Source organism: Gardnerella sp. DNF00571G, from assembly GCF_049262695.1.
Taxonomy (GTDB): domain Bacteria; phylum Actinomycetota; class Actinomycetes; order Actinomycetales; family Bifidobacteriaceae; genus Bifidobacterium; species Bifidobacterium piotii.
In genome coordinates this window covers 526,676-540,836 of the sequence record NZ_CP058396.1, presented here as the reverse complement: position 1 = coordinate 540,836, position 14,161 = coordinate 526,676, and the positions used below count along the sequence as shown (strand labels likewise).

The 14,161-nt window shown below is 38.5% G+C and carries 11 protein-coding genes, 2 tRNA genes and 1 riboswitch; of the genes, 6 read left to right on the top strand and 7 right to left on the bottom strand.

Annotated features, from left to right (window positions below; all coding sequences use genetic code 11):
• Positions 1-214: 214 nt before the first annotated feature.
• The 4 genes from HXT30_RS02300 (at position 215) to HXT30_RS02285 (ending at position 3,881) form a co-directional block, all read left to right on the top strand.
• The gene (locus HXT30_RS02300) at positions 215-655 is read left to right on the top strand and encodes a hypothetical protein (RefSeq protein ID WP_016784939.1); all 441 of its coding nucleotides are present in this window, start codon (positions 215-217) and stop codon (positions 653-655) included.
• A 74-nt stretch (positions 656-729) separates the two neighbouring features.
• On the top strand, positions 730-1,173 hold the full coding sequence (locus HXT30_RS02295) for a DUF2871 domain-containing protein (RefSeq protein WP_415701299.1): 444 nt from the start codon (positions 730-732) through the stop codon (positions 1,171-1,173).
• 89 nt (positions 1,174-1,262) lie between these two features.
• Positions 1,263-2,069: a fructosamine kinase family protein gene (locus HXT30_RS02290; RefSeq protein ID WP_415701300.1), complete on the top strand. Its 807-nt coding sequence runs from the start codon at positions 1,263-1,265 to the stop codon at positions 2,067-2,069.
• Positions 2,070-2,159: 90 nt separating this feature from the next.
• On the top strand, positions 2,160-3,881 hold the full coding sequence (locus HXT30_RS02285; RefSeq protein ID WP_422111751.1) for a hypothetical protein: 1,722 nt from the start codon (positions 2,160-2,162) through the stop codon (positions 3,879-3,881).
• A 104-nt stretch (positions 3,882-3,985) separates the two neighbouring features.
• Here the strand turns inward: HXT30_RS02285 and HXT30_RS02280 are convergent, their stop codons facing one another.
• Together HXT30_RS02280 and HXT30_RS02275 are read right to left on the bottom strand one after the other, a co-directional pair.
• Positions 3,986-5,809, bottom strand: a complete 1,824-nt coding sequence (locus HXT30_RS02280) for an AMP-dependent synthetase/ligase (protein ID WP_016829569.1) — start codon at positions 5,807-5,809, stop codon at positions 3,986-3,988.
• A gap of 89 nt (positions 5,810-5,898) precedes the next feature.
• The gene (locus HXT30_RS02275) at positions 5,899-6,639 is read right to left on the bottom strand and encodes a M23 family metallopeptidase (RefSeq protein WP_422111750.1); all 741 of its coding nucleotides are present in this window, start codon (positions 6,637-6,639) and stop codon (positions 5,899-5,901) included.
• A gap of 260 nt (positions 6,640-6,899) precedes the next feature.
• Between HXT30_RS02275 and HXT30_RS02270 the strand changes: the two genes are divergently transcribed.
• Positions 6,900-6,972 (top strand) — tRNA-Asn (locus HXT30_RS02270).
• Positions 6,973-7,168: 196 nt separating this feature from the next.
• The gene (locus HXT30_RS02265; RefSeq protein WP_422111749.1) at positions 7,169-8,191 is read left to right on the top strand and encodes a hypothetical protein; all 1,023 of its coding nucleotides are present in this window, start codon (positions 7,169-7,171) and stop codon (positions 8,189-8,191) included.
• 65 nt (positions 8,192-8,256) lie between these two features.
• Here HXT30_RS02265 and HXT30_RS02260 read toward each other — a convergent pair whose 3' ends face one another.
• The 5 genes from HXT30_RS02260 to HXT30_RS02240 all read right to left on the bottom strand — a co-directional run bounded on the left by HXT30_RS02260 (position 8,257) and on the right by HXT30_RS02240 (position 14,120).
• A complete protein-coding gene (locus HXT30_RS02260; protein WP_422111748.1) occupies positions 8,257-9,705 on the bottom strand; it encodes an amino acid permease in 1,449 nt (482 codons plus the stop codon).
• A 51-nt stretch (positions 9,706-9,756) separates the two neighbouring features.
• Positions 9,757-9,949, bottom strand: a riboswitch (Lysine riboswitch).
• Between the two features lie 71 nt (positions 9,950-10,020).
• Positions 10,021-10,776 (bottom strand): trimeric intracellular cation channel family protein, encoded by a 756-nt coding sequence (locus HXT30_RS02255; RefSeq protein ID WP_422111747.1) that lies wholly within the window; start codon positions 10,774-10,776, stop codon positions 10,021-10,023.
• Between the two features lie 187 nt (positions 10,777-10,963).
• A complete protein-coding gene (locus HXT30_RS02250; protein WP_422111746.1) occupies positions 10,964-12,133 on the bottom strand; it encodes a branched-chain amino acid aminotransferase in 1,170 nt (389 codons plus the stop codon).
• 230 nt (positions 12,134-12,363) lie between these two features.
• Positions 12,364-12,447 (bottom strand) — tRNA-Leu (locus HXT30_RS02245).
• Positions 12,448-12,488: 41 nt separating this feature from the next.
• Positions 12,489-14,120 (bottom strand): DUF501 domain-containing protein, encoded by a 1,632-nt coding sequence (locus tag HXT30_RS02240; RefSeq protein ID WP_422111745.1) that lies wholly within the window; start codon positions 14,118-14,120, stop codon positions 12,489-12,491.
• Positions 14,121-14,161 lie beyond the last annotated feature (41 nt).

The window sequence follows — 14,161 nt, the reverse complement described above, 5'->3', positions numbered from 1 at the left end:
CTATAGCGACTCATATCGTCAATTTGCAACACTTTTTACAACTTTTAAGCATATTTTATTGTGTTTTTTGAAAGTTTTAATGCACAATTCACAAAATACTCTTATTTAGCGTTTTTTATAAAAATCATTACTACAATTGTTTTAAGAGTTTAACATAAGAATTTACTAAGAATAATAAAAACAATAAGAATAATATGATTTAACGAGGTTAGTTATGAAGGTATCAAAGAACACGCTTTTATTAATCGCATGCCTTGTATGGGGATTTGCTGGATTCAACATTCTTAAGATTGGTGTTAATGCATACTCAAACTTTTTATCTCCTATTAACTTCACTTTATCTTTAGCTGTTTTTGTAATATTCCAAGTGTTTATTTTTGGAAAACTTGTTAAAAAGCATGTGTCTAGAATCAACGCTTACAAAGAAAACAAGCAATTTTTCCTTAAATTCTTTGACGTTAAATCTTTTATAATCATGGCTTTTATGATGACTTTTGGAATTGTTCTTCGTGCAACAAATATAGCTCCAGAACGCTTTATTGCCGTGTTTTATACGGGATTAGGCTCTGCATTAGCCTTAGCAGGATTGCTTTTTGGATATCATTTTGCTAAAACTGCATGTCCACGTTACAAAAACACTCATACTATGCAATAGTGCTTACAAACACCTGTAACGACATCAACATTACTAAGGAATATTTGACTATCACTCTACGTAAGGAAGTTACTATGAACCATGTTATGAAACGTTATATTAATACGTCTTTGTTGTATGCTGTCCTCGCCATGATTGGCGGCGTCTTTTATCGCGAATTTACAAAATTTAATGCTTTCCATACAAAAACTGTGCTTGCTGTAGTTCATACACACTACTTTATGCTTGGCATGGTTGTTTTTCTGTTACTCATACTATTTGAGAAAAACTTCAGTTTTAGTAACGAAAAAACTACACGAATCTTAATAACTTATCATATTGGACTCAACCTAACAGCAGTAATGATGATTACTCGTGGAATTGCACAAGTAATGCGTCTACATCTCAGTCCATCTATAGATTTTTCCATAACTGGTTTAGCAGGAATCGGACACATCCTACTTGGCGTAAGTATTGTACTAATCTTATTGCAAATTAAACGCAGCATCGCTCATTGTGCTAATACTTCATTAGAATAGTGATGATAGGAATAATTTAGTTTATTCATAAAATATTTATTAAGTGTGTAACTATAAGCCGCATACGCTACTACATTAAGAAGGTTGCTATGAGTAATAACGTGTATAAAAAGAGCAGATCATACGCACCAGAACGATTCTTTGAATGCGAAGGTCGTGGCCTTAATTGGCTTCGAGAAGCTTACGACTATGGCGGGCCTAAAGTAGCTAAAGTTTTTGATTGGGGAAAAGACTACTTAAACATTGAACGCATTGAAACTACAAGCCCTACTCCTTTAGCATCGTTTGAATTTGGAGCGTCTTTGGCACACATGCACGATTTCGGTGCGAAATATTTTGGGGAGCCACCTGCAGATTATGATGGCACATGCTATTTTGGTCCATTAAGCGACCCAGTAAAAATGGATTGTGGCACTTGGAGCAATGTTATTGATTATTTAGCAGAAGGCAGGCTCTTGCCAATGGTAAACCTTGGCATTTCTAGAGGAAGTCTTACAAAAAGCGATTTAGATCTTACAAATAAAGTTATTGACGCTTTGCCAGATTTGCTTGGAAAAGCCGCTGAAGATAAGCCAGCTCGCGTTCATGGAGACTTGTGGAGCGGAAACGTGCTTTGGACTAAAAGCGAAGACGGTGAACACACAGAAGCTGTTTTAATTGATCCTGCAGCTCACGGCGGCCATCGCGAAGAAGATTTATCAATGCTTCACTTATTTGGAATCAGCTATTTTAAGCAGATTCTAGACGGCTACCAGTCTGTTCATCCGCTAAAATCTGGTTTTGAAAATCGCATGACAATTTGGCAACTCTACCCTATTGCTGGTCATTGTGTTTTCTTTGGCGGAGGCTACGTTAGCGAATATCGAGATATATGCTTGGATTTGCTTAATCGCTAAATTTGCATTAGATAATTTAATAGAAACTAACACATAAGTAAGCTAACAGATAAATAAGTACAAAACTAAAATTTACGAAAGGTTTTAACTATGATTCGCACGCATAAGCATATTTTGCGCAAAACTATTGCTGTTATAGCAGCTAGCACAATGCTTCTTGCGATTTGCGCATGCGGATCGAGCAATGCAAAAAACGCATCGCCTAGCGCAAAGCCTCAAGTGAATCACGGCAACGTTATAGTTTTTACGCCTTCTGATGGTCTAAATTTAAGTAGAAAAACTCCATTAAGTACATGGGATAATCTTGTTCCAGAAATAGTAAAATCGTTAAAAAAGCAAGGATTTTCCAGCAACTCAATCGCAACTAAGTCTTCTAACAGCTTGTACAATCAAAGTCAAGATATTCAAGATTATGTTGTAAACACTATTACGTCACTAAATTCTAAAAACAGCGCTAAAAATACTAAAAGTAAAAGCGCAAAAACAAATATTAAGAATCTTCAAGATAGCGCAAAAAAGCAGCTTTCAAAAACGACTATTGTTGTTGCTCCTTGGACTAATAAAAACGGACACAACAATTATGGAGATTATGTAACTCAACCAGATTCAAATAGTGATCAATTAAATGACGATGATTTAAAGAATCAAGAAGAAGCAGAAAATAGACTTTCTAACGCTTTAGAGCTTGCTAAAAAAGCTGGAATGCATGTTGTTATGCTTTCTAGACTAAGTAGAGGTTTTAAGCCAGACATTCTATTTGATCTTTCTTCTGCACAAAGAATTGGAGAGGTTCAAGCCTATACTCTTGTACAAAAATTGGCTCTAAATCAAGCATCTAAAGATAATCCAAAAAGTGTGGAAGTGCTTTTGCCTTGTCATAATCAAAAGCAAAATATTCATTTTCATGTTGGAATAAACAAACGCACAATAAACTCCGAAGATTCTTTGTATAAAACTCCAGAGTTTGATGACGAATTTTCCAAACTTGCATTTGAAGGAATCTGGAAGGTTCTAAAGCCATATTTTGAATCTGGACTAATGTTTTCTCCTTCTGGAAAGCTTAACAAGAATTCCACTGCAAACGATTGGAAAAACGTTGCTATAGACGCAGATAATTCCGATTCTGTTAAAGCAGAACTTGAATTTAGACTTATTGAAAAAAATAGTTCTAAATCAACTCCAACAAAACACGTAGATGGAATTATTGCGTTAGAAGATCAAGTTGCTATGCAAACAGAAAGTGCTTTAGAAGAGCTTGGATATAAGGGCAGCTCTGCAAACATTAATCCTTCGTTTACTCTTCCAGACATTATTGGAAACTTTATTGGAAAACGTAATTTAAGCAAAAAGCGCGTACCTTTGCCATCTAATGTAAAAAATAATAAGCTCAAAAAACAAAAAGTAAACGAAAAAAGTAACAAAAATAAAAACACACAAGATAGCAATCAAAGTAGCAGCCAAGATAGTCAAAGTGATTATGCAAACACTATTGTAAACGATTCAAAATGGCCTATTATTACAGGCTACGGAGCATACAAAGACGCTTTGCCTAATCTTGTAAACGGAAAGCAATGGATGACTTCTATAGAAAACATCCAAAAGATTTCTAGCGATGTTGCAAAACAGTGTAATTCGTTGAATACTACTGGAAAGATTACGCAACTAGAAGATGTAACCATTTTTGTAAACAATAGTGATTCGCAAAAAGGTGTACCAGTTGCAAATGAAGATATTCTTGCAATCAGCGCAACTAATCTTAAAGCGCTTTTAATAGACCCAGGCTATGTGACTCTTGCAGACGCAGGTCTTTAATTGATTTGCGCTAGCGCATTACGCTAGCGCATTGCTCAAACGATTACGCTAATCAACTTAAGCTTACGCCCTAGCTTGTGCTCTATTAACAGAGATTAATTCGATTATCTCTTAACTCTTGGAGCATAAATCTTATTTTCAATAAGATCTTTGTAACGCTCTAGAACAACGCTTCTTTTTGCTTTAAGGCTTGGAGTAACCAATCCATTTTCTTGCGTAAATGCGTCTGGAACAATCTCAAACTTTCTAATCGATTGCGCTCTAGAAACCTTAGAATTTGCTTTTACAACACTTTGCTCGATTTCGGATCTTACAATCGAATTTTTCCGAGCTTCATCCAGCGAGCGCACAGGCCCTGCCCCTCTAGATATAAGCCACGAGTTTACTTCTGACAAATCAAGCGCAATAATTGCCGATATAAACGGCTTTCTGTCTCCTACAACAACGCATTGAGAAACTATTGGGCAAGTCATAACAGAAGCTTCTAGAATGCTTGGAGAAACGTTTTTACCGCCAGCAGTTATTATTAAATCCTTTTTACGGCCTGTAATCCTAACAAATCCATCTGGTTCTAGCGTGCCAAAATCTCCCGTGTGCAGCCAACCATTTACTATTTGCTTTTCTGTTATTTCTGGATGATTATGGTACCCTATGCAAACAGCAGGGCTTTTAATGCAAAGTTCACCTTCATCATCTATTGCAACAGACACACCTTTAACTGGAATACCTACTGTTCCAATTCTGTATCCCTTTGTAGGGTTTACCATTGATGGCGCGCATGTTTCTGTCATTCCATAGCCTTCAAGGATTGGAAGCCCAATTCCATTAAAGAAGTGAGATATAGACGTGTCTAAAGGAGCACCGCCAGAAACACCATACTCAACGCATCCTCCAAAAACTTGCAAAATCGACTTATATACAGTGTTTTTAAAGAATTCGTGACTTATTGCAATCAATGGCGAAACCATTGCACCATTTTGCTGCGCCTTTGACCATTGTTTAGCAACTTTTACACTTAACGCAAATATAACGCCTTTTAATCCTCTGCCTGCTTTTTGAGAAGCCGCATTGTAGATTTTTTCAAATATTCTAGGAACACCAAGCACGAATGTTGGCCTAAAGCTTTTGAAGTCACTAAGTATTGTTTTTAGATTGCTAGATAATCCAAGCGTAACGTTTCCAGTAAAGCAAAAGAATTGCATATATCGTGCAAAAACGTGTGCTAGAGGAAGGAACAGCAAAAGTCGTGGATTACCATTCTTACTTTTTAACGCTATATCTGGCATAGAAACTATTCCAGACTTTGCTATAAAAACAAAGTTACCATGTGAAAGCTCAATGCCTTTTGGCTCTCCAGTAGATCCAGAAGTATAAACAATTGTTGCTAAATCTTTACCTCTAACAGCTTTTTCTCTCTCGTAAAATTCTGCATCCGTAACGGTTTTTCCGTATTCAATAAACGTGTCGATTGCGTTTGAACTCAATACGAATATTTCTTCAAGACATTTACACGACTTTTTTGCAATCAATACATTATCTCTAATTGCTTCGTCTTCAACAAAAATCATGCTCACATTGGAATCGTTAACAATGTTTTCTATTTGAATCACAGAGCTTGTTTCGTAGATTGGAACAGTTAAAGCTCCAATAGACATTATTGCCATATCTAGCAAAGTCCACTGCCAAGAAGTATGAGCAATTATAGATATTGAATCCCCTGGCATAACGCCGTGTGCTATAAACCCTTTTGCAACAGATATAACTAAATCTCTAAACTCTTTAGCGCTGTAGGATTCCCATTTTCCATTTTCGCCAAGATATTCAATTAAGGATCCGTTTGCATTGCGCTCTACGCGATTTTCAAGAAGCGAAAAAACATTTGCGTCGTAATCAATCTTCTCATTAAGATTGCGAGAATACTTTTGCATAGCCGCTCCTTAAATTGCGCATATTATTTAAGCAATGATTCTCAATATTTTACTCAAGAATCTATACACACTATACGATACGTATTTTACTATTTTTCTTTTAAGTCTTCTTTTGGCTTTAACACTATTTTTTGTTTTTGAACCATCTTTTTTGGGTTTGCGTACGTTCTGTTTCTTCGTTTTAATCCCCATTGAACGCAAAGATTATCGCAATGATCCGACCCAACTGTTACATATGCAAAATTCTGACCCTTTTTAACAATTGACCCAACAGGTAAATCCGTATATGCAGGCTCAAATGTAGATGTTAAAACACCATGACTTATTGTTACAACAGATTTTCCAGCAACCAGCCCCGCAAAGGCGATTATTCCGTCTTGTGGCGCTCGCAACTCATCGCCTTCTTCGGCTTGCAAATCAACACCTCTGTGCCCTGCAAGCCAAGGTTTACTCGGAGCATCAAAATCCTTAATAATATTTGCTTCTTTTACTGGATATATCATCCTTGACTTGCAATATTCGTTATCATAATCCTCACTCATACTTGCAGCTAAAACATGTTTTTTAGAATTATTTTTACAAATATTCGCGTATTTCTTGTACGCATCTTGCTGATTAGCTTGAATGTACTCATATTCAATGCTTTTGCTAATACTCGTATTTTCTAGAACACGAATTAGTGTAATAAATGCAATCAAAGCAAAAAACGCTATTATGTATACAAAAATTATCTTATGTTTCAAAACATATTTTTTTATTCTATTAATTTTTTTGATGATTTTTTGCATCATTTTTTTATAAATGACTTTCATCTTAAATATTTTCCACATATTTTCTCTCCTTTGAATTTCACACTAAAAGTGGCGTATTTTAAGGGTTTTTGCTAATTTCATTTACGTTCTTAAAAGTTTTTCATACGATTCTTTTTTAGTAAAGATTTTTTAAGCAATGTGGTTAAAGGCTATAAAACCTTGATATTTCAACATTTAACAATTTTCGACACGCCCAAACGAGCATATATTTGCATATTGCCAAATTCCGTGTAATATAAATGTCTTGTGCACGGCACAAAGCCAAGCATGGAAGATATTCCTGCGTAGCTCAGTTGGCAGAGCGTTCGACTGTTAATCGAATGGTCGCTGGTTCAAGCCCAGCCGCAGGAGCAAAATAAACCACCAGTTCGTCTGGTGGTTTTTTGTTTTAGAAAAATTTTAGATACATCAAATCTAAGTCAAACTCTCGGGTTATAGGCCAAAAACCTATAAGTTGCAATGCATTAACGTACTTGCTTTGGCGTAAACTGTAAAGGTCGTTTGCATAAAGCAAATCTTGGCAAATATTGATAAACAGAGGATAAATATGTTAGAAAACATCTCCAAAGTCATGAATAATGGCAATAAAAAGAAGATGATAGTTCTTATAACTGGCGTTGTAGTACTTGCGCTAGTTCTTTGCATAGGCGCAATATTCTGGAGCGTTCAGCATAATGCTCGCGTAAAAGAGGCTCGTAAAGCTTGCGAAGTTCAAGTTGCGCAAGTAACTAAAGCAAACAAATCTTGGAACAAACTTATTAAAAATTCTCTACTTGTGTCTTTTGCTAAAGAAGATTCCGAAAACGGCAAACTACTAAATAAGCTTATGAAGTTGCGCATTCCAGAAACAGTTGTGTGCAACGCAAATTCACCAGAAGCTTTAGGAGCACAAAATGCTCAAGCTATTGCAGCAGCGCAATGGTATTCCGATAACGCTCAACGAATTCGCAGCATCACTTCTATTATGATTGATAAAGCTGCAGGCGACGAGTCTACTCAAGAAGACAAAAAGAAGGAAGAAGAAAGCCAAAAGCAATTGCAAAAGCTTACTGCTCCTGTTATTAGAAAAGCACCTAGAGTACAACGCAGGCCAAGACTTACCATTCCTAACATTCCTCCAGATCCTGTAGAAACAGCAAAGAAAAAAGCTCAAGAAGATGCTGCTGCAAAAGAAGCAATTAGAGAAGCAGAAAAGAAGAAGGCTGAAGCTGCAAAGAAGGCAGCTGAAAAGAGAGCAGCTGAAAAGAGAAAAGAAGAATTAGAGCAAATGAGAAAAGAGATTAGAGAAGCTGAAAAGAAGGCTGCAGAAAAGAAGGCAGAAGAAGAAAAGAAGGCTGCAGAAAAGAAAGCAGAAGAAGATAGAAAGAAGAAGGAAGAGGAAGAGAAAAAGAAGCAGCAGCAGCAAACTCCTCCTAATCCACCAACTACTAATCCACCAACTACTACACCTGGAGCAGAAACAGGAAATCCTAGCGGCACTACACCTCCACCATCTAATCCTGGCGGCGGAACTAACGGCGGCAATAAAGTAAATACACCTCCACCAACTAATGTCAGCGGAAACAAATAATAACCTCTGTTAATCAATAAAAAAATGCGCTCAGCAAATCACTGAGCGCATTTTTTATATTCTAATCACTTTGTTAAATCAACTTGATCTAACGGAATAACCTTAGTGTGGTACTTAATCTTGTATCCAACATAAAGCACAATAAACAGCGGAACAGACATATAAGTTATGCCAATCGCTTGCCAATTAAGCGTGTGGAACGATTCAAGATCTTGACCAACAATAACCAAAATGCACAATACAAGAGCCACAATAGGGCCGAATGGATACCACTTAGCTTTATAAACAAGATCGTCCAAAGACTTTCCTTGAGCAATATACGCCTTGCGGAACCTGTAGTGCGCAGCTGCGATTCCTGCCCAGGCAATGAATCCAGTCAAACCACTTGCAGCAACTAAGAACATGTAAATTTGCGTTCCAAAAATACTCATCAAGAATGTTAAAAGAGCTACAACAAACGTTGCAACCAAAGATTGCATTGGAACGCCTCTTCTATCTACGTTTCCAAACATCTTTGGAGCGTGATTATCTTTTGCAAGAGCGTAAAGCATTCTAGTAGAAGCGTACATTCCAGAGTTTGCTGCCGAAATAACAGATGTAAGCACAACAGCGTTCATAATTGTTGCTGCAACTGCCAATCCTGCGCGCTGGAATACAAGAGTGAATGGGCTTATAGAAATATCGCTAGCTTCCGATCCAAGCAAACTTGGGCTTGTGTATGGAATAATGCATGCGATTACAAAGATTGCAAGAATGTAGAACAAAACAATACGCCAGAACACTTGCTTTACAGCCTTTGGAATGCTCTTATCTGGTGTTGCAGATTCGCCTGCTGTAATGCCAATAAGCTCTGTTCCCTGGAAAGAGAAGCCTGCAATAGCAAACGCGCCTAAAACAGCCGGGATTCCGCCAGCAAATGGAGCATTCTTATGAGTAAAGTTACTTAGCAATGGCGCTTTTCCGCCTAAAATGCCAACAATCGTAAGCAAACCAATGGCAAGGAATATAATAACGGTTACAACTTTAATAATCGAAAGCCAATACTCAGTTTCTCCAAAGCACTTAACAGTAAGAACATTAATCAAAAGAATAATAACAAGAACTGTTAGCGAAAATACCCATATTGGAACCTTAGGAAGCCAATATTGCAAAACGATTGCTGCAGTGCTTATATCTACAGCAACTGTGATTGCCCAGTTAAACCAGTAATTCCAACCCATTGCAAATCCTAAAGCTGGATCAATAAACTTTCCAGAATAAGATGCAAAAGACCCACTAATTGGCATATAAGTTGCCATCTCGCCAAGAGATGTCATAAGAAAATAAACCATAATGCCGATTGCAGCATACGCTAAAAGCGCTCCCCCTGGGCCTGCCATGTGGATTGTTGCACCGCTAGCTACAAATAAGCCCGTTCCAATACTTCCACCCAAAGCAATCATGGAAATGTGGCGTGTTTTTAGACCGCGATGAACGGTTTGAGATTCTGTAGTTGATGAACTGTTGTTACTCATTGTTTCCTCCTTTTGACAATATTCAAACAGAGGCAAACAGGCAACAATATGCATGTCGATAGCACTCCGCAGCAAATTGCCAAAATTGCTGCGACAGTCCTTGGCCTATTGAGCCAAGTCCCAGCTTGTAAGCTAGAAAGAATAACCTTACAAACTTCGGCGCTCTCCCCTTTTGCAAATCACTTAACGCCTCTTTCTTGCTAATGATTGCTACTCTTGTTGAGCGCGACCTCTGGTCGATGTGTTTTATTATTAAGATAGGCAAAGACAAACTCTAGACACTAACCGATATTTATTCAGATTAGACTAGATTTTCTAGTTATTTTGATTATTTTTTTCTGTATTTTTTATGGCTTTATCGGAAATTTTACGACTATATGCATTATGTCTGCGATATTTATTTATTTTTATTGGCGATTTGCGATTCATTGCACCAAAAAGCGTTAAATCAAACTTTACAGACATTAATCGCATAGCGACTACTAGCACAACAATAAGAGTATCTAAAATCATCTCTGTAATAACATCAAAACACCCTGCACGTTGTGCTTTTACAACAAATACCGTCAAAACACACCCAACTGCAGCAGGAAGCGCATACCAATGCTTATCTCGAACAATTACAGGAACTTGATTCAAAACCATATCTCGAATTAATCCACCACCAAGCGCCGTGGCCATGCCTAAAAACACAGACGCCATTCCAGACATGTGAAAATCCAGCCCCTTAGCAGTGCCATTTACAGCAAAAAGACCCAATGCTAAAGCGTCCAGAGTTAACATAAACCACTTCCACTCATCAATTTCTAGATGAGCAAAAGCAACAATAACGCCAGACGCAAGGCCAGTAAAAACAAATCCCCTATCCGCAATTCCTACAGGAGGCAAAGCGCCAAGCAAAACGTCTCTAACAATTCCACCACCCAATGCTGTAAGCCAAGACGTTGTAATTATTGCAAAAATATCGTAGTTCTTGCGAATAGCCCACATTCCGCCAACCATTCCGCAGCAACCCGCAGCTATGTATTCAACAACAAGGAAGAAAACGTTGTCCCCTAATGCCCCTTCCACAATACTTCCTTTCCATGCGCTAAACACTCAAAACAAAATCTAAGCAACAATTAACCTATATCTAACCAAGCATACAATTAGCGCGCCACTTGTTATAAACATAAAATGTTATAAACATAAAATGACGCGCTAAATAGCAAATACACTAACGTCTTTACGACTAATTTTGAACGATTTTAATTCTTAACTAGTCGCACACCTTCCACATCCAGTTGTGAGTATCTTCAACATCTCCAAGCTGAATTCCAAGAAGCTCATCGCGAAGCTCTTGCGTAAGGGCTCCAACGCCACCATCTGCAACCTTAAGATCGAATTCATCCGACTTAAATCTGCCGATTGGAGTAATGATTGCAGCAGTTCCACAAGCAAGAACTTCCGTAACTTCTCCAGAACGAATGTCGTCAAGCAAGCCTTTAAGAGGAATCATTGTTTCAACAACATCATGACCCTTCTCTTTTGCAAGTTGAATAATAGAACGGCGAGTAACGCCTGGAAGAATGCTGCCAGTCAAAGATGGAGTTTCCAAATGACCATCCTTGTGGAGCGCAAACATGTTCATGCCGCCAAGCTCTTCCAAATAAGTCTTAGTTGCAGCATCCACAAAGCAAACCTGCTCACATCCGTGCTCAATACCCTTATATTCGCCAAGCAAAGAAGCAGCATAATTTCCGCCGCACTTAGCAAAACCAGTTCCACCAGGACCAGTACGGAACCATTGATCTTCTACCCAAATGCTAACAGGCTTTAAGCCGCCCTTAAAGTATGGGCCAGAAGGAGAAGCAATTACGCAATACTCAACCTCGTGAGCTTCGCGAACACCAAGGAAAGGCTCGGAAGCAAACATGAACGGACGCATATAAAGCGTGTATTCGCGCCTGCTTGGAACCCAATCTTTATCTCGCTTAACTAAAGCTGCAACCGACCCAATAAAATCGTCAATAGAAAGATCTGGCAAATACAAACGCTTAGCAGAATTTTGGAATCGCGCAGCATTAATATCTGGGCGGAAAAGCCAAATAGAACCATCGGAACGCTTATAAGCCTTTAAGCCTTCAAAGCATTCTTGAGCATAGTGAAGCACAGATGCGCCTGGATCCATCTTTAACGGACCGTAAGGCTCAACACGCCTATCGGACCAGCCTTCTCCCTTGGTCCAAGACATATGAACCATATTGTCGGAGAAAATCTGACCAAATGCTGGCTTATCAATAAGTTCGTTGCGCTTAGCGCTAGAAACTGGGTTGTCGTTAGGCAAAACGGTAAAGTTGCCAGCTAATTTGTTTAACAGAGCAGGATCGCTATGATCGTAAGAACCGTAGGCATCCTTAAACTCTGGAGCGACTTCTAAATCGGCCATTATGTCTCTTTTCCTATTTGCAATTACTGTATTTGTGATTGCTTTATAATTAATGCATCGCAATTGCTTTTAATGCAATTAATGGTATAGATTAGTACGATTCTCAATTAACGCAAGCCCGTATACAAATATTTTTTATAGAAAAACAAGCATTTAGGCTAAAGATTTACGATTTGCAACAAAGAATTAACATAATATACGAAAAAAATAAATTTGCAGCGTAAGATTTGTGCCTCTGGTGGGACTCGAACCCACAAGCCCGTAAGGGCGTCAGATTTTAAGTCTGATGCGTATGCCAATTCCGCCACGGAGGCAACAGTCATTAATTATGCCATATAAAACAATTAAAAACAACTCAGCGTGTGGCGAGTGTTCTACGACCCAAATCTAGAGTGATTCCATCCAGCAAGCCGTGCTCACTCGCAACAAAAGTTTCTAGCACTCCGCCATGATCTTGATAAGCCTCTTTAGCAAGACGCTCAAGAACGCGACTTAGCACAACTGCACCTCCGCCAACAACATCAACTCTTCCAGGATGAATCGTAGCATACGTGCGGCGCCTCTCCCTAGACATATGCAAGAACCTATCGTTAACAGTATATGCCTGATCTAACGCGATTTTTACTCCATCAACAGCCTTATGGTCATAATGCTTTAAGCCAATCGCAAGAGCCGCCATAGTTGTAACAGTACCCGAAACGCCAATAATCGTACGCGCTTTACCAGCATCAACATGCTTTAACGCTTCATCTATATTCTTGTCAATATCTTTAATTGCACAAGATATCTCTTCTTCGGTAGGCGGATCCGTATGCAAATGACGCTCAGTCATGCGCACAGAACCAATGTTCATAGAATATGCCGAATCAACCTTATCTTCAGCAATATTTACGCCATCTCCGCCTAAAACAAGCTCTGTGGAGCCTCCACCTAAATCAATAACAAGATAAGGCGCTTGCAAGTCTTTTCTAGAAACAACACTTGTTGCTCCCAAAAAACTCAAAGCAGCTTCTTCAGTTCCACTAATTACCTCTGGATGCACTCCAAGTTCTTCAAACATCATTTGTTCAAACACATCTCTATTTAGAGCATCCCTTGTTGCAGAAGTTGCAACAAAACGAATAGCATCCACCTTATGCTCGCTAAGAACCTTAGCAAACTCTTTAGCAGCTTCTTTTACACGCTCTAATGCATCGGGCGCAAACATGTGCGTTTCGTCAATTCCCTGCCCCAAGCGTACAACCCTAAGCATTCTAGGAACAACATCTTTCATGCCATTTTCATCAACTCTAGCAATTTTTAGACGAATCGAATTAGTTCCACAATCGATTGCAGCAACACAAACAGACTTGTTAGATACGCCTTCTCGATTAACTTTTTTACAAACAAGATTGAGCGATTCTTCATCTTCATTTTGAGCATAGTCATTATCTTCCCAAGGAGTAGTACATTTGCAAACTTTTGGACTAAACTCACTTGCGATTTTGTCTAAAACAATATCTCCAATAGGATTAACGCCTCTGCCCATAACAAGACTTTGAGCTAGCAAAGCATGCAAGCATTTAACACGAACTGGCATTCCGCCTGCACTCATGTTTTTAATATGCTCTTCGCTATCGTTTAATCGATTAGCTAACTCTTTGCGAAACTCTAAATACGCTTTATGCGCATATTCGTATTTTTTAGCAACTTCTTCGTTAGTGTTTAACAAATCATTGCATTCCTTCATAAAGCCTTGTGCTTCTAGGTGCGAAGCAGCTTTAACAGCCTCTGGACTTGTTAAATAGCATGTTGTAGGAAAAGGAGTTCCGTCTTCTAAGCATGGACGCGTAATAACAGCAAGTGGCCTACCACAAACGCATCTAGCGCCGACTGCAACCATGCCCCTTGGAAATCTTCCTAATTGACGCTTTACAATGTTTTTGTCTGCTTTATTTGCAGGATTCTCTAGTAGCGAACTCACTAATAACTTTGCGTTTAGGCCCATGTTACACTCCATATACATTGCGCATCTTAAAATCGTATATA

What these genes read in the sequence shown, in the direction of transcription:
- HXT30_RS02260 (WP_422111748.1), bottom strand. Translation starts at nt 9,705, where the DNA reads ATGAGTAACAACAGTTCATCAACTACAGAATCTCAAACCGTTCATCGC.
- HXT30_RS02250 (WP_422111746.1), bottom strand. Translation starts at nt 12,133, where the DNA reads ATGGCCGATTTAGAAGTCGCTCCAGAGTTTAAGGATGCCTACGGTTCT.
- HXT30_RS02240 (WP_422111745.1), bottom strand. Translation starts at nt 14,120, where the DNA reads ATGGGCCTAAACGCAAAGTTATTAGTGAGTTCGCTACTAGAGAATCCT.
- HXT30_RS02285 (WP_422111751.1), top strand. Translation starts at nt 2,160, where the DNA reads ATGATTCGCACGCATAAGCATATTTTGCGCAAAACTATTGCTGTTATA.
- HXT30_RS02280 (WP_016829569.1), bottom strand. Translation starts at nt 5,809, where the DNA reads ATGCAAAAGTATTCTCGCAATCTTAATGAGAAGATTGATTACGACGCA.
- HXT30_RS02295 (WP_415701299.1), top strand. Translation starts at nt 730, where the DNA reads ATGAACCATGTTATGAAACGTTATATTAATACGTCTTTGTTGTATGCT.
- HXT30_RS02265 (WP_422111749.1), top strand. Translation starts at nt 7,169, where the DNA reads ATGTTAGAAAACATCTCCAAAGTCATGAATAATGGCAATAAAAAGAAG.
- HXT30_RS02290 (WP_415701300.1), top strand. Translation starts at nt 1,263, where the DNA reads ATGAGTAATAACGTGTATAAAAAGAGCAGATCATACGCACCAGAACGA.
- HXT30_RS02300 (WP_016784939.1), top strand. Translation starts at nt 215, where the DNA reads ATGAAGGTATCAAAGAACACGCTTTTATTAATCGCATGCCTTGTATGG.
- HXT30_RS02275 (WP_422111750.1), bottom strand. Translation starts at nt 6,639, where the DNA reads ATGTGGAAAATATTTAAGATGAAAGTCATTTATAAAAAAATGATGCAA.